Below are 15,189 nucleotides of genomic sequence, written 5' to 3'. Positions count from 1 at the left end.
CTCTAATGCCCATAAACGACAACAATAGGTGACTATTTAGAAATAGGCTATGGGACGGGGCGAAAAGATTGAAGTCGCCTATATTGGTGAAATACGGGGGCCTACCCATAATCTGGCTTCCTCAGTTCGAACACAGCTCACAACTAATATATATTATTAGAGTATAGTTGTCTACTGAGATATGCGTTCGGGATATCGTTGTACGTCTGCTCGAGAATACGCTTCTTCCCACTCGTTTCCCGCGGTCGTCGCGAGGTCGTGAATCCGCTCGAGTTCCGCGATCGCGTCGTCGTGCTCGTCGACCCGGAGGTCGTGAGCGAGACGGGGTTCGTCGGGGTCGAATACGCACAGGGCAGCGCTCTGGGCGTGTTCGCCGCGCTTGTCGCCCCCGGCGTCCTCGCCCGCCCGAAGGGCGTCCAGAAGTCGCCGGTCCAGTGGACTCCCGCTCGAGGCTTCGAACGCGTCGGCCACGGTTGCCAGTACGTCGGCCGATCCCAGCATGTTTCCCGCGACGGTGTACCCCTCCCCCTCGAGGTCACCGGCGACGGGGACGCACTCTGAACCGGTCACCGCGACCGTGTCGCCACCAGCGTCGACACCGTGAACCTGCCGGACGGTGGCGTGTGGGTCGTCCGCGAGCTGCGATTCGACGGCGTATTCGACGGGCGTTCCTGCCTCGAGTGCACGAATCGCTCGTACACCCAGGGGCGTGCTGGTCGTCGCCTGCGTGCAGACGGCTCCTCGCCGGCAGACGAACGGTGCGGTCGACCCGACGGCGATGGCCTTCGTCGCGACCACGACGCCATGGCGACCGTCGACCGTCGCGCAGATGGAGAACGTCACGATCGGTCCGTCTCCGACGGTGCGGGCGACCGACCGTGCACGGGGTGGCTCATCTCCTCGAGCGACAGGTGACAGGCGATCCGGTGATCGCTCTCCGCGGTGACCGGCTCGGGAAGCGGCTCGTCCGTCTCGCACACCTCACCGATCTTCTTCGGACAGCGCGTGTGGAACGGACAGCCGGTCGGCGGATCGATCGGGCTCGGGACCGTCCCCTCGAGCAGGATACGCTCGGTCTCCCGGTTCGGATTCGCGTGCGGGACCGCCGACAGCAGGCTCTCCGTGTAGGGGTGATACGGCGGCTCGAACACCTCCTCGACGGTGCCGAACTCGGCGATTTTGCCGAGGTACATCACCGCCACGCGGTCACAGAGGTGCTGGACGACGCTGATGTTGTGGGAGATGAACAGGTACGAGAGGCCGAACTCGTCCTGGATGTCGTCGAGCAGGTTGAGGATCTGTGCCTGGACGCTCACGTCCAGCGCGGAGACGGGCTCGTCACAGACGATGAGGTCGGGTTCGACCGCGAGCGCGTTCGCGATGGCGATCCGCTGTTGCTGGCCGCCGGAGAACTGGTGGGGATACTTGTCGGCGTCGGACCCAGAGAGACCGACGCGCTCGAGCAGCTCCTCGATCCGTGCGCGCTTGTCGTCCCCCGTCGCGATGCCGTGTTTCGCCATCCCTCTGCCGATGATCTGGGCGACCGTCTTGCGCGGATTGAGCGAACTCTTGGGGTCCTGGAAGATGATCTGCATCTCCTTGCGGAGGCTCCGAATCTCCTTCTTCCCGAGTTCGTGCAACGGGTGACCGTCGAAGTAGACCTCGCCGCCGGTGGGCTCGAGCAGCTGCATCACGGTCCTGGCGACCGTCGACTTGCCACAGCCGCTCTCGCCGACCAGACCGACCGTCTCGCAGCGGTCGATCGTGAAGCTCACACCGTCGACCGCCTCGACGTACCGGCGCTCGAGCGTCAGCCCGCCGCTCTCGGTTCGGGCCAGCGAGAGATTCCCGAAGAATCCGTCCCCCGCCGAGAAGTGCTTCTGCAGGTCGCGAACCTCGAGTAACGGCTCCGCGTCCGAGCGCGTCTCGCGGTGTCGACGTTCGACACCCTCCTCGACGGCGGGCTCCGAGAGGTCGAGTTCGTCGGTTCGAATGCACGCCGCCTGGGCGCCCGGCGGGGCACCAACGACCGGCTCGAGAGGTGGGTCACGGCCGGAACGGCACGCCTCGACGGCGTGTGGACACCGGTCGGCGAAGTTACAGCCATCGGGCAAGGCCTTGAGGTCGGGCATCGATCCACCGAGCGCGTAGAGGCGGTTCCGGTCCGAGTCGACCGCCGGAATCGCGTCGATCAGCGTGCGCGTGTAAGGGTGTCTCGGCTGCTCGAAGACGTCGTCGACGCGGCCCGTCTCGACGAGGTTGCCGGCGTACATGACGCCGACGCGGTCACAGGTCTGGGCGACGACGCCCAGGTTGTGGGTAATCATCAGGATCGAGACGCCGCGCTCCTCGCGGAGGTCGTTCAGCAGGTCCAGGATCTTCGCCTGGGTCGTCACGTCGAGCGCCGTCGTCGGCTCGTCGGCGATGATCAGGTCCGGCTCGCAGGCCAGCCCGATGGCGATCAGCACCCGCTGGCGCATCCCCCCGGAGAACTCGTGGGGGTACTCGTCGATGCGCGACGCCGGGTCCGGAATCTCGACTTCCTCCATCGCCTCGATGGCGATTTCGCGCGCCTCGCTCTCGCCGACGTCCTGGTGGAGCCGGATCGTCTCGACGATCTGCTGGCCCACGGTGAGCACGGGATTGAGCGAGGTCATCGGATCCTGCGGGATCAGCGTGATCCTGTTCCCGCGGACGCTCCGCATCTCCTTCTCGGTGAGCGTGAGGAGGTCGGTCCCGTCGAAGGTGACCGACCCGGAGACGATTTCGCCCGGGTAGCGGATCAGGCGCATGATCGACTTCGCCGTCACGCTCTTTCCCGCCCCCGACTCGCCGACGATACCCATCACCTCCCCGCGCTCTAGGTCGAACGAGACGTCGTCGACTGCGGTAACGACCCCGTCCTCGGTCCGGAACTGCGTGCGGAGGTCCTCGACGGCGAGGAGCGGGTCGCTGGCGATGGCGTCGCCAGTTGCCGTCACTGTATCGTCGGTGCCGCCAGAGCCGTCAGTGCTGTCGATAGTGTGTCTAGAGGTCATTCGATGATCTCCCCCTTGGGATCGAGGACGTCGCGGAGGCCGTCACCCAGCAGGTTGAACCCGATGACGGCGACGGCGATCGCTCCCGCCGGGAAGAACACGAGCCACGGCGCGTCGCCCATGAACGACCAGCCCTGGTTGATCATCAGGCCCCACGAGGGGGTCGGCGGCTGGACGCCCAGCCCGAGGAACGAGAGGCTCGCCTCGAGCAACATGGTGAACGCGACGTTGATTGATCCCTGGACGAGCAGCGGGCCGACGCAGTTGGGCAGCACCTCCCGGAAGATGATGTAACCGTCGCTCTCCCCGCGGGCGACGGCGGCTTCGACGAACGATTCGTTGCGCACCGACAGCGCCGCGCTGCGGGCGACCCTGGCGATGAACGGCGTGTACACGAACGTGAGCGCGAGGATCACGTTGTTGAGACTCGGCTCGAGGACGGCGACGATGGTCAGCGCCAGCAGGATCGGCGGGAACGACATCATCGCGTCCATGCCGCGCATGAGTCCCTCGTCGATCAGCCCCTGGTAGTAGCCGGCGACGACGCCGATGGTCGTCCCCATGACCATCGCCGCGCTGATCGAGGTGAACCCGACGTATAACGAGATCCGGGCCCCCATCATTACGCGACTGAAGATGTCGCGGCCGAGGTCGTCGGTCCCCATCGGGTGCTCGAGCGACGGCGCGAGCTCTCGGTCCTGGACGTTCGTCGCCTCGGGGTCGTGGGGAACGACGAACGGCGCGAGTATGGCCGTCGTGAAGAGCGCGACGACGATGAGCAACCCGATTATCGCCTTCTGGTTCCGGCGGAACTGGCGGGCGAATCGGCCGTAGTGGGCCTTCTTTTCGTCCGTCAGCCGGAAACGTTCGGTCGACATTACTCCGAGCCTCCGTAGCGGATTCGTGGATCGACGTACGCGTAGAACGTGTCCGCGAGGAAGTTCGAGACCATGTAGATCAGTGCAATCACGATGATACACCCCTGCAAGAGGGGAATGTCGCGGTTCTCGATGGCCGTCAGCGTCAACTGACCGATGCCCGGCCAGGAGAACACCTGCTCGAGGACGACGACGCCCCCGAAGGCGTAACTGAACTGGAACGCGATGACCGTGATGACGGGAATTGCGGCATTTTTCAGCGCGTGGCGAATCACGACCGCCCGCTCGCTGAGCCCTTTCGACCGGGCGAATTCGACGTAGTCCTCGCTCAGTTCGTCGATCATGCTCGAGCGCGTCATGCGCATGATGTAGGCCGTCAGTGCGACGCCCATCGCGCTCGCGGGCAGTGCGAGGTGGTGGGCTGCCGCTACGGGATCCTCCATCGGCGAGACGTACCCGCGGGTCGGGAAGCCGCCGAGGGTGAGCGCGAACACGTAGATGAACACCAGTCCCCACAGGAAGATGGGAAGCGAGAGGCCGACGAACGCGAGCATCGACGCCGTCAGGTCAGTCGGCGTGTTCTTCTTGACCGCGGCGATGACGCCGAGCGGGATCGACAGACTCACCGACACGATCGTCGCGGAGACGGCGAGGAGTAACGACCGCGGCAGTCTGACGCCGATCAGGTCGACGACCGGCGTCCCGTACCGGAGGGACGTGCCCATGTCTCCCTGGAGCATGCCGACGACCCAGTCGACGTACTGCAAATACAGCGGCTGATCGAGCCCCAGCTGCGCCTCGAGCTGGGCGATCGACGCATCGTTTGCGTTCGGACCGAGGATCAACAGCGCCACGTTCCCGGGCAGGATGTTCGTGAGCCCGAAGGTGATGAGCGATACGAGGAACAGCGTGATCGCCATGAACCCGAGGCGCTTGGCCAGGTAGCTAACGAACGCCATCTATGCGAGTGATCTGTGTCGCGTGGGATTGGTCGTGGTGCGCACGTGAAGTCACGGATTACTCCATCCAGGTGTTTTCGAATCTGAAGGTCGAGCCGTCGGGCGACATGACCTCGCCCTTGTAATTGGGTTGACGGGCCATCAGTGTCGGCATCCAGTACAGCAGGATGTGGCCCGACCGGCGTTCTTGCAGGATCTCCGCGGCCTCGTGGTACAGCGGCGCACGTTCCTCGATTTCGTAGAGTTGCCGCGCCTCGTCGATGAGGCCGTCGTACTCCTCGTCCTCCCAGCCGGTGAAGAAGAACGCCCCCTCGGAGTGGAGCGGTCGGTGGAAGCCGGCGTCCGGGAACCACAACGCCAGGTACGAACTCGTCGTCGCCTGGAAGTTCCGGTCGGTGTAGACGTCGCTGAGCCAGTTGCTCCAGGTGATGAGCTGAATGTTGAGGTCGATCCCGACCTCGGCCGCCTGGGATTCGATGACCTGCGCGGCAGTCACCTGGTCGTTGTACTGCTCCGGAATCTGGAACGTCGCCTCGAACCCGTCCGAGTACCCGGCGGCGTCGAGGTGCTCCTGGGCGAGTTCGTAGTCCTGCGGCCGCGGCTCCAGGTCCGGGTGCTCCCACTCACTTCCCGGCGCGGCGGGACTGGTCGCGACCTGCCCCTGGCCGTACAGCGCCGCCTCCATGACTTCGTTCTTGTCGATGGCGTACTCGAGGGCCAGTCGAGCGTCCTGGCTGTCGAACGGCTCCTCCGTGCAGTTGACGCCCAGGTAGACGAGCGACTTCGGGAACCGGCTGATGAAGTCGACGCTCGAGTCGCTCTCGAGGGATTCGGCGTGTCGCGGCGGGACGTCGTTGATGAAGTCGACCTCGCCGGCTTCGAACGTATTGAGGCGGTTGTCGTCGTCCGAAATCTCGGACTTGGTGACCCTGTCGAGGTAGGGGAGTTCGTCGTCCCAGTAGTCGTCGAACGTCGTCATCACGAACTCGGAGTCGAGTTCCATGCTCTCGAACTGAAACGGGCCGGTCCCGATTGGTTCGCTAATCGAGTCCTGTTCGGCCTGCTCGGCGGTAAGGACGTGCATGTGCGAGGTCGCCATCCGCGAGAGCATCGGCGCGAACGGTTCGCTGAGTTGCATGACGAACGTGTGGTCATCCGGCGCCTCCATCGAGTCGACCAGCGCCATGTAATCCGCGGCCAGTCCCTCGTTCTCCTCGATTCGGGTGAAAGAGGCGAGCACGTCGTTGGCGGTCAGTTCGGTGCCGTCGTGGAACTGGACCCCCTGGCGGATGTCGAACGTCAACTCGAGGTTGTCGTCCGAACTCTCCCAGTTCTCGGCCAGCAGCGGCTCGAGTTCGTAGTCCCAGTTCACTCGCACCAGCCCCTGCGTGATGTTCTCGAGGACGCGTGCGCTCGCCGCTGCGCTCTCGAAGTGCGGATCGAGGCTCTGGACGGGAACGCTGCCACCCCAGAGAAGCTCCCCGCCCTCGACCGGATCGTCTTCCTCGGCGTCGGGTCCGGTCTGGTTGCCGTTCCCGTTGCCGAGGCCATTTCCGTTTCCATTCCCATTGCCACCGCCGCCGAGACACCCGGCGAACGCGATCGGCACCCCGGCGGCGGCCGCCTTCACGAAGAGCCGACGGCTCGGACCCGTCGACGAATCGGCAGTCTCCGGGCTACTGTTATGACTTGCCATGCCTGCCTGTGAGTACCACACTCATCACATATAAATGTACGCATTATTTCGTTCGAATACTGAAGACGGGTGTCTCAGCCACTCGAGACGCGAAATTCGCTCGCCGAGATGGTCTCCGATTCGTTCAAGAATCGGCCAGTCGAGCAATCGCCTCCGCGAGGACGGCCGTCGCCCTGGCACAATCCGTCCATTCGGTCCACTCCTGGGGGTTGTGGGAGAGCCCATCTCGAGACGGGGCGAACAACAGTCCCGCATCGGTTACCCGCGCGACGTTCATCGTGTCGTGAGCCGCGCCGGAGTGCATCCGGAGGGTCTCGACGCCGGACGCCGCGCCCGCCTCGAGCATCGCGTCACGACACCGGGGAGCCATCGGTTCCGGCGGGATGTCGTACGGTCGGGTCACCGTTACGTCGACGACGCGCTCGGCCTCGACCCGCCGCGCACTCTCCTCGAGCGCCTCGACGAGTGACTCCATCGATTCGGGTTCGACGTCCCGGACGTCGACCCCCAGCCGGACCGACCCCGGAATGACGTTCGTCGCGTTCGGCGAGACTGACGCCTTTCCGACGGTGCCGACCGCGGACGCCGAGTGGTCGGCGACGATTCGATTGGCTGCGTCCTCGACGTCGAGGACGATTTCGCTCGCGGCGGCGAGGGCGTCGCTCCGGTCGTCCATCGGCGTCGATCCCGCGTGGTCGGCTTCGCCGGCGACGTCGACGTAACAGTGGGTGATTCCCGTGATCGACGTGACGACGCCCGCCGACGCTCCCGCCCGCTCGAGTTTCGTCCCCTGTTCAACGTGCAGTTCGAGCCAGGCGTCCCACGCGGCAGCGTTGAGGCGTCCCGAGCCGCGATAGCCAATGTGCTCGAGAGCGTCCTCGAGCACCGTCCCCGAATCGTCCTCGAAGGCGAGCGCCTCGTCGACGGTCGTCCGGCCCGTCGCGACCGACGAACCGAGCAATCCGTTGCCAAATCGCTGTCCTTCCTCCTCGGAGAAGCACACCACGTCGATCGGCCGGTCGAGGGATTGGTCTGACTCCCGGATCGCCCGGACGGCCTCGAGCGCCGCGTAGACGCCGAGTGGGCCATCGAAGATGCCGCCGACCGGCACCGAGTCCAGGTGGCTTCCCGACGCGACAGGGGCCGCCGTCGAATCGGCTTCGGGCGGGTCCCACCGGCCGACGACGTTGCCGACGGCGTCGATTCGTACCTCGAGACCTGCGTCCTCGAGTCGGTCGACGAACCGATCGCGCGCCAGTTCGTTCGCTTCCGTTCCCGTCAGTACCGTTCGCCCGCGGCCGTCGACGTCCGCTAACGCGCCGAACCGGGCGTTCGCTTCGATGTCGGCCCGAAGCCTCTCCTCGGAGACCATCATGTACACCTGACCGATGCGAAGCCTGCTGTGTTAAGTGTTTGCGTTTGACAGCACCCACGGTATCGAGCCGTCCGCGTTCGACGGCACCCGAACAGTTATGGGACGTTCCGTTAGAGCGTTGCGTACACTCGAGGCCTCGGCCATCGATTGAGCCGTGAATCCGAACCCAGACGGCATCCACGGGAGTGGACTGTCACCGGCCGTCGCGGGTCGAGGTCGAGACGACCACGAACGCCCACCATGAGACTCGCGTGCATTCAACCCCCCAACCGGTTCGACTACGCAACGGCGATCCAGCGCATCGTTACCGATCGATTCCCGGACGTCGAGTTTCGCGTCCTCGACCCCCGACGCGATCAGTTGCACTCAGTAGTCAATGCCGATGCGGTGATCGTCACCGGCTCTCACGCGCGCATCAACCGACGGCCCCCGTTCCTCGTCCACCTCGAGGACGCGACCCGCGCCGCCATCGCCGAAGCGATTCCGATCCTCGGCGTGTGTTTCGGCCACCAAGTCGTTACGTCGGTGCTCGGCGGCACGATCGAGACGCTCCCGGAGCGTTCGGCCGGATTCGAGGACATCGACCTGACCGAAGCGGGATCGAACCACGACCTGTTCGCCGGTTTCGACCGCACCATCACGTCGTTTTGCTGGCACCGCGACCACGTTCGGGAACCGCCACTGGACGCGCGAGTCCTCGCGACGAATCGAACTGGCGTACAGGCGTTCGAATCGACCAGGGTGCCCGCTCTCGGCATTCAGTTCCACCCCGAATTCGATCGGTCCATGGTCGAGATCATCCTCCGCGACCGGCTGGCTTCGGACCGGTGTCGCCAGCACCTCTCGCGCTCGGCCACGCCCGACCGGTACGCGAAGGCACAGGAGTCCAGACGACTCTACACGCGCTTCCTCGAGCAGTACGTCGTGGACTGAGTCGTCGCCGACGTTGCCGGCTGAACCATCGATATCGTCGGGTCGACTTCGATTGTTACTCCCTTCGAAATGAGAACGCCGGCGTTCGTTCGATTGCTGGGAGGGTCATCGCAAGCGTGTGCACCCGAGCAGTTCTCCGGATTGAGCCGACCACCGGCTAACGCTACCAGCGGTTCGCCAAATGCGAACAGTTTTGAGGTGTGCTCACGAGTGACACATATGAACGACCACGAAACCGGTTCCGCCCGGACCCTCGAGACCGTCGCTCGAGCCTGTGACGTGATCGAAACGCTCGAGAAACGCGACGGCGTCGGGGTGACCGAACTGGCGACGGCGCTCGACCTCTCGAAGAGTTCGGCCCACTCCTACCTCAACACGCTTCGGGAGAAACGGCTGGTGGTCAAACGCGGCGACACCTACCACCTCAGCCTCGAGTTCCTCTATCTCGGCAAATCGGTTCGCCATCGGCACGTCCTCTTCGAGCACGGCAAGTCGACGGTCGACCGCCTCGCCGAGCGGAGCGGCGAGTACGCCCACCTGATGTGCGAACAGCACGGCCTCGAGCGAAACATCTATAAAGTCCCGGGGGAGAACGCCGTTGGCGACGACTACCACACGGCGAAGGAACAGAAACCGGACTTTCTCCACTTCACGTCGACCGGGAAGGCCGTTCTCGCACACCTCCCCGAGACTCGGGTTCGATCGATCGTCGACAGCTACGGGCTAGTCCGGAAGACAGAACACACCATCACCGACCTGGACGCGTTGCTCGCGGAGCTCGAGTCGATACGCCAACGCGGATACGCGGTCAACGACGAGGAGGAGATCAAGGGCATTCGTGCTGTCGGTGCCCCAATCCGAAGCGCGAACGGCGAGGTGCTCGGGGCGATCAGCGTGTCGGGCCCGACCAGTCGACTCAACGGCGAGTACTACCACGACGAATTACCCCACATGGTCATGGAGAGCGCGAACGTGACCGAAGCGAGTATCAACATGTCCACTGCCAGCGAAACTCTGTGAGCGAGCTACGGCCGTTACGTGCTTATTCGTGTAATGCCTCGCCCAGAGGGTTTGTTGTTCGCATTTCACGAACACCTTCGGATTCAGGTGTGACGGGCCGCCATCGTCCGTTCGTCAGTCTCTGATGACCGCAGGGGCAGTCAATGCCGGGCATCGAGTATGCCTTCGATATGCGAGAAGCGACCACATACTAGAATTAGATATATTCTGGAACCTGTCCGCTTTGAACTGTACGCTATAACGCTCTGTAACACGAAACTGGGAGTGATACCTTCAATTTGGCGAATGAAAATATAAGAAACGAGATCCGTGTACGACTGCGTACGACCGGGTACGTTCCATCCACGATGGGTTGGTGTCTCAAGGGAAACGAACCGCGAAGGCTCGGGTAGAGTAGAATCGGTACTAAACGTATGTTGAAGTGAAGTCCTCGAAAACTATCCGTGTATCTGGCCGTGAACGCGAGGTCAAACGCACCCATAATGGATTATCACTACTATAGTACACGTTCGAAAGGGGTCGCTTCCGCCGGTACAGATCAGATTTCGACGAAGCGGCACGAAGACGCGACACCAGTATTACGAGCTTATGTGTGTAACACAAGGTGCCAGAACACGGCTGTTTGCGCGTCCCGGAAACCTGTTTGTCCACTGCAAACGATCTGTATCCAATATGATGTTCAACACTTTTTCATCACCGATCCAGAATAGCAGTGAAAGGCGTCGTATTCGGGATTACTACCACTTGAGGGGAGCAGGCGGCAAGGAGGTCGTTTGCGAGGAGCGAATCACACCTGCGTCGAGTTCACTTCGATTACGTTCGCCGCACTTCGGACGATTTCCGGCAACTCCTCGCGAAAGCGATCCCGTTTGAACCGACTGGTCGGCCCCGAAATGCTGATCGCACCCTGTATGTCTCCGTTCTTGTACACGATCGGCGCCGCAACGCATCGGAGACCGGAGAGGACCTCCTCGTCGTCATAGGCCACATTCTCCTGACGGATCCTCTCGAGTTGGTCGAACAGCGCTTCCCGCGTCGACACCGTGTTCTCGGTGTGTGCGGGCAAACCGTGCTCCTCGATAATCTCCTCGACGCGGTCTCGCGGGAGTTGGGCGAGAATCGCCTTCCCCAGTGCGGTGCAGTGAAGATCCTTTCGTTCACCGGTGTAGGAGGCGGTTCGAATAGCGTTCGCTCCGCGGGCCTTGTGGAGGTAGACGCCACGGCCGTGCTCTTCGACCATGAACTGCGCTACTTCACCGGTCTGTTCGGCCAGTTTATCGACCTCCTGTCTGGCGATCTCGTGAATCGCAACGCCGTTCTTCGCGAACTCGCCGAAATCGACGAATTTGAGGCTGATTTCGTAGCCGTTTCCGCGTTTGACCACGAACTCGTTATCCAGGAGCGTCGCCAGATGGGAGTGAACGGTCGCCTTGGAGTAGCCGGTCTCTCGAGCGAGTTCGGAGACGCCCGAACCGCCTCGTTCACGAAGTGCATCGAGCAGTTCACACGTGGTTTCCACCGCCTGTATCCGGCGTCCCCCTTTCGTTGGCGTCGATTGCTCGCTCATAGTTAGCTATACGCTGGAGAACCACCTTAACTGTTTGCAAGGACCAAACGAACGCTAGAGATGCTGGGCCGGTTCGACGTGGTCCGCCGTCGTACTATTCTTGATCGATACCCCCGACCGGTCGTCGAAGAGGTGAATCTTCTCCTCCGGAAACACTACGGCGATGTCGTCTCCCGCACCGATACGCGTCTCGCCATCGACGCTAAGCGTGTAAATCTGATCTCCAAGTTCGATGTAGGCATAGGTCACTTCCCCCATCGGTTCGACGACGTCTACCTGGGTCACGATCGCGTTCGGTTCGCTTCCATCGGTCAGTTCGATGTGTTCGGGTCGAATGCCGAGGGTCAGCTGGTCGGCCGCTTCTTCGAGCAACGATACTGTCTCTTCGGACAGTTCGTACTCGAACGCGTCGTTGATCAATCGATCCCCGTCACGGGTTACGTCGAGAAAGTTCATCGACGGCGAACCGATGAACCCGGCGACGAACTGGTTGTCGGGTTTGTGGTAACACTCGAGCGGCGTACCGATCTGTTGCAGTTTCCCGCCGTTGAGGATGGCGATTTTGTCGCCCATGGTCATCGCCTCGGTCTGGTCGTGCGTGACGTAGATCGTGGTGACGTCCATGTTCTGCTGGAGTTGCTGGATCTCCGTCCGCATTTGCGTTCGAAGCTTGGCGTCGAGGTTCGACAGCGGCTCGTCCATCAAGAATACTTCAGGTTCACGGATGATTGCCCGTCCCAGCGCCACGCGCTGTTGCTGGCCGCCAGAGAGCTCCTTTGGCTTCTGATCGAGGAGGTCGCTAATTTCGAGGAGTTTGGCCGTCGATTCCACGCGTTTGTCGATTTCGTCGCTCGAGAGGTCCGTCGTGATCTTCAGTCCGTACCCGATGTTTTTCCGGACCGTCATGTGGGGATACAGTGCGTAGTTCTGGAACACCATCGCCATGTCCCGATCCTTCGGTTTGGCGTCAGTGATGTTCCGGCCGTCGAGCCGTATCTCGCCGCTGGTCGCCCGCTCCAGGCCGGCGATGCATCGGAGCGTCGTCGACTTCCCACAGCCGGAGGGTCCCACGAGGACCAGAAAGTCGCCGTCTTCGATCGTGACGTTCAATTCGTCGACGGCGACGATGTCGTTACCGCCTCCGTCGAATACCTTCGTCAAGTCGCGTAATTCGAGTTTGCCCATGATCCTCAGTCGTGACTATAGAGTTTCTGGGCATGGTATTAAACTTCTTTCCTCGGTGGAGGTTGATGGTCCGTGACGTCGAGCGTCGTCGTTCGCCCTTACAACATGGCAATCAGCGACCCGTTCGCGTCCACCCATTCGCCCGGAGCCGGATCGCCGTCGGTACGAGAGAGCGATTCCCCGTCGACGACGACATCCGAAACTGCGGGCGTATCGACGATCTCGACCGTCACCTGGTCCGCCGAGAGTGGGGGCACCTTAAGGGAGAGGGATCCGTCGCGAACTTCGCCTGAAATCGTCACGAGCTCGTCCGCGCTCTCGTCGTAGTACCGCCCACTCGCCGCGCCGTCCTTGAGAGTAACCCGGAAGGAGAGTTCGTCCGGCGTTCCCGGTTCGACGTACGGCGTTGGCTCTCGTTGCGGAAGGACGCTCCCTGCACGAACGAAGATCGGCATTATCTCGAGTGGCGCGTCGATGGCGACGGTTTGCTCGCCATCGTACCGCTCGCCGTCCCAGAGGTGACGCCACTCGCCTCGCGGAAGGTAGACGTCACGGGTCGTCTCGGATTCGAAGACCGGCGCGACGAGCAGGTCCTCGCCGACGAGGTACTCCGTATCCAGCCGATGCGTTCGCGGGTCGTCCTGGTACTCGAGCACCAGCGGACGAACCTCCGGCAGCCCCGTCCGGGCGGCGATTTCGGCGTAGGTGTACAGGTACGGGAGCAGCCGGTACCGGAGCCGGGCGTACGTCCGGAAGATGTCGAGCGCCTCCTCACCGAAGGCCCAGGGCTCGCGGGGCGTTGTGCCGTGACACCGGCTGTTGCTCGAGAGCAGGCCGAACTGGGCCCACCGGACGTACAGGTTGTCGCTCGGGGTTCCGCGGAAGCCGCCGATGTCGTGACTCCAGAACGCGATTCCCGAGAGGGAGGCTGACAACCCGCCTCGAAGCGCCGCGGCCATCCCGTTCCAGGACGTCTGGGGGTCGCCGCCCCAGTGCATCGGGAATTTCTGGCTCCCCGTCCAGGCCGCTCGCCCCCAGACGAGGGCCTCCTCGTCGCCGTTGACCTCGCCGACCGTCTCGTATACCGCGCGGTTGTAGAGATAGGGGTAGAGGTTGTGCATCAGTCGACCGCTCTTCCCGTTGGCGAAGACGGCGTCTTCGGGGACGTACTCGCCGTAGTCCGTCTTGAAGACGGTCACGCCCATCTCGAGCAGCCGTCGGTGTTTGTCCTTCCACCACTCGACGGCGTCGGGGTTCGTGAAGTCGACCAGCGACCCGCGATAGTCCCCTTGGCAGGTGTGATCCATCACGTACGGCTTGCCAGAGCCGTCGGTGACGAAGTACCCATTCTCGGCCCCTTCGAGGAACGCGTCCGTCCCCACCGGGACGTGAGGGTGTTCCCAGAGGGAGAGCCGGAAGTTCCGCTCGCGCAGTTCCGCCATCATCCCTTCCGGCTCGGGGAACTGATCGGTGTCCCACTCGAGCGTGCAGGACTCGCTGGGGGGCATCCAGAACGGGTCCAAGTGGAGGACGTCACAGGGAATCTCCTCCTCGCGAAGCCGGTCAGCGATGGCCTCGAGTTCGTCCCGCGATTCGTAGCCGAGGCGTGACATCCACGTCCCGAAACTCCACTTCGGCGGCCGTTCGGGTCGGCCGGTGAACGCGGTGTACTGGCGAACGATCTCCTTCAGCGTCGGGCCGTAGAAGAAGACGAACGCGAACCGATCGTCATCGACGGTGACCGTCCCGCTGGCGGTCGATTCCGTGCCGAAGTCGTAGGTGACTCTGGCGGTCGTATCGACGAGGAAGCCGTAGCCCTCGGTCGAGAGGTGAAACGGGATGTTCTTGTACGCCCGCTGAGTCTCGGTTCCGAGTGGTTCCTCGTGCCAGGCCTCGATCGTCCGGCCGCGGCGGTCGAACTCGACGAACTGCTCGCCGACGCCGTAGAACTTCTCGTCGGGGCGAAGACGGAATCCGGTTCCCGTTTCGGCCATTCGACGGGGATTGTGATTGATTTTCTCCTGTACGCCGCCGAGGGGGGCGACGCGGTCCTCACCGAAGACGTCGAGATCCTCGCGCTGTTCCTCGAAGACCGTGCCGTCCTCATCCTCTATCCGAAAACTCCACTCGTCAAGGCCGACGACGACGGTGAGAACACCAGTCTCGAGATGCAGGGACCCGTCCCGTTCCGTCGCTTCGACGTCGACCGACGACCCCAGCGCCGACTCGTCGTACTCCGGGTACGTGCGTTCGGCACGGACCTCGGGATTCGTCTCGAGTTCGAACCGGAACGTCCGATCGTCGTAGAACTGAAGCGTCACGGGCCAGGTCCGCTCGGTGGCGTCCGGGGGACCGTCGACCGCGCACTCGAACCGAACCGTGTCATCCTCGAGATCGTACGACTCGACCGCCGAAACCGTCAGTCGCTCGCGTTGCATCGATACCTGGAGTGGTGTGGCTCTGGCTAATAAATGTACCCCGTCGAGCTTCGTCGAAACGTCGCTGTTCGGTCCTCCTCTCCACACCCGTTCGACAGGC

At 62.9% G+C, this 15,189-nt stretch carries 11 protein-coding genes; 2 read left to right on the top strand and 9 right to left on the bottom strand.

Annotated elements, in window-relative coordinates; translation table 11 throughout:
• Nucleotides 1–171: 171 nt before the first annotated feature.
• The 6 genes from J1N60_RS14060 to J1N60_RS14035 form a co-directional block, all read right to left on the bottom strand.
• The gene (locus J1N60_RS14060) at nt 172–843 is read right to left on the bottom strand and encodes a DUF1028 domain-containing protein (RefSeq protein WP_312908390.1); all 672 of its coding nucleotides are present in this window, start codon (nt 841–843) and stop codon (nt 172–174) included.
• Nucleotides 840–3,038 (bottom strand): dipeptide ABC transporter ATP-binding protein, encoded by a 2,199-nt coding sequence (locus J1N60_RS14055; protein ID WP_312908388.1) that lies wholly within the window; start codon nt 3,036–3,038, stop codon nt 840–842. Before J1N60_RS14055 ends, J1N60_RS14060 begins: the two co-directional genes overlap by 4 nt.
• Nucleotides 3,035–3,916, bottom strand: a complete 882-nt coding sequence (locus J1N60_RS14050) for an ABC transporter permease (protein WP_312908386.1) — start codon at nt 3,914–3,916, stop codon at nt 3,035–3,037. Before J1N60_RS14050 ends, J1N60_RS14055 begins: the two co-directional genes overlap by 4 nt.
• A complete protein-coding gene (locus J1N60_RS14045; RefSeq protein ID WP_312908384.1) occupies nt 3,916–4,875 on the bottom strand; it encodes an ABC transporter permease in 960 nt (319 codons plus the stop codon). The genes J1N60_RS14050 and J1N60_RS14045 overlap by 1 nt, the downstream gene beginning before the upstream one ends.
• Nucleotides 4,876–4,933: 58 nt before the next feature.
• Nucleotides 4,934–6,571, bottom strand: a complete 1,638-nt coding sequence (locus J1N60_RS14040; RefSeq protein ID WP_312908382.1) for an ABC transporter substrate-binding protein — start codon at nt 6,569–6,571, stop codon at nt 4,934–4,936.
• Nucleotides 6,572–6,695: 124 nt separating this feature from the next.
• Complete coding sequence (locus J1N60_RS14035; protein WP_312908380.1) at nt 6,696–7,946, bottom strand: Zn-dependent hydrolase; 1,251 nt, start codon at nt 7,944–7,946, stop codon at nt 6,696–6,698.
• 240 nt (nt 7,947–8,186) lie between these two features.
• Between J1N60_RS14035 and J1N60_RS14030 the strand changes: the two genes are divergently transcribed.
• Together J1N60_RS14030 and J1N60_RS14025 are read left to right on the top strand one after the other, a co-directional pair.
• Entirely contained in the window at nt 8,187–8,879 is a 693-nt protein-coding gene (locus tag J1N60_RS14030) for a type 1 glutamine amidotransferase (protein ID WP_312908378.1), read from the top strand.
• 219 nt (nt 8,880–9,098) lie between these two features.
• Entirely contained in the window at nt 9,099–9,899 is an 801-nt protein-coding gene (locus J1N60_RS14025; protein ID WP_312908377.1) for an IclR family transcriptional regulator, read from the top strand.
• A 787-nt stretch (nt 9,900–10,686) separates the two neighbouring features.
• Here J1N60_RS14025 and J1N60_RS14020 read toward each other — a convergent pair.
• The 3 genes from J1N60_RS14020 to J1N60_RS14010 form a co-directional block, all read right to left on the bottom strand.
• On the bottom strand, nt 10,687–11,466 hold the full coding sequence (locus tag J1N60_RS14020; protein WP_312908375.1) for an IclR family transcriptional regulator: 780 nt from the start codon (nt 11,464–11,466) through the stop codon (nt 10,687–10,689).
• Between the two features lie 54 nt (nt 11,467–11,520).
• Complete coding sequence (locus J1N60_RS14015) at nt 11,521–12,651, bottom strand: ABC transporter ATP-binding protein (RefSeq protein WP_312908373.1); 1,131 nt, start codon at nt 12,649–12,651, stop codon at nt 11,521–11,523.
• A 98-nt stretch (nt 12,652–12,749) separates the two neighbouring features.
• The gene (locus tag J1N60_RS14010; RefSeq protein ID WP_312908371.1) at nt 12,750–15,089 is read right to left on the bottom strand and encodes a glycoside hydrolase family 31 protein; all 2,340 of its coding nucleotides are present in this window, start codon (nt 15,087–15,089) and stop codon (nt 12,750–12,752) included.
• Nucleotides 15,090–15,189: the final 100 nt, after the last annotated feature.

This window comes from Natronosalvus caseinilyticus (assembly GCF_017357105.1).
In the GTDB taxonomy this organism is placed as follows: Archaea; Halobacteriota; Halobacteria; order Halobacteriales; family Natrialbaceae; genus Natronosalvus; species Natronosalvus caseinilyticus.
The sequence above is the reverse complement of the archived record's forward strand: the minus strand, read 5'-3'. Positions and strand labels throughout refer to the sequence as shown.

What these genes read in the sequence shown, in the direction of transcription:
- J1N60_RS14055 (WP_312908388.1), bottom strand. Translation starts at nt 3,038, where the DNA reads ATGACCTCTAGACACACTATCGACAGCACTGACGGCTCTGGCGGCACC.
- J1N60_RS14050 (WP_312908386.1), bottom strand. Translation starts at nt 3,916, where the DNA reads ATGTCGACCGAACGTTTCCGGCTGACGGACGAAAAGAAGGCCCACTAC.
- J1N60_RS14015 (WP_312908373.1), bottom strand. Translation starts at nt 12,651, where the DNA reads ATGGGCAAACTCGAATTACGCGACTTGACGAAGGTATTCGACGGAGGC.
- J1N60_RS14035 (WP_312908380.1), bottom strand. Translation starts at nt 7,946, where the DNA reads ATGATGGTCTCCGAGGAGAGGCTTCGGGCCGACATCGAAGCGAACGCC.
- J1N60_RS14045 (WP_312908384.1), bottom strand. Translation starts at nt 4,875, where the DNA reads ATGGCGTTCGTTAGCTACCTGGCCAAGCGCCTCGGGTTCATGGCGATC.
- J1N60_RS14025 (WP_312908377.1), top strand. Translation starts at nt 9,099, where the DNA reads ATGAACGACCACGAAACCGGTTCCGCCCGGACCCTCGAGACCGTCGCT.
- J1N60_RS14010 (WP_312908371.1), bottom strand. Translation starts at nt 15,089, where the DNA reads ATGCAACGCGAGCGACTGACGGTTTCGGCGGTCGAGTCGTACGATCTC.
- J1N60_RS14020 (WP_312908375.1), bottom strand. Translation starts at nt 11,466, where the DNA reads ATGAGCGAGCAATCGACGCCAACGAAAGGGGGACGCCGGATACAGGCG.
- J1N60_RS14030 (WP_312908378.1), top strand. Translation starts at nt 8,187, where the DNA reads ATGAGACTCGCGTGCATTCAACCCCCCAACCGGTTCGACTACGCAACG.
- J1N60_RS14040 (WP_312908382.1), bottom strand. Translation starts at nt 6,571, where the DNA reads ATGGCAAGTCATAACAGTAGCCCGGAGACTGCCGATTCGTCGACGGGT.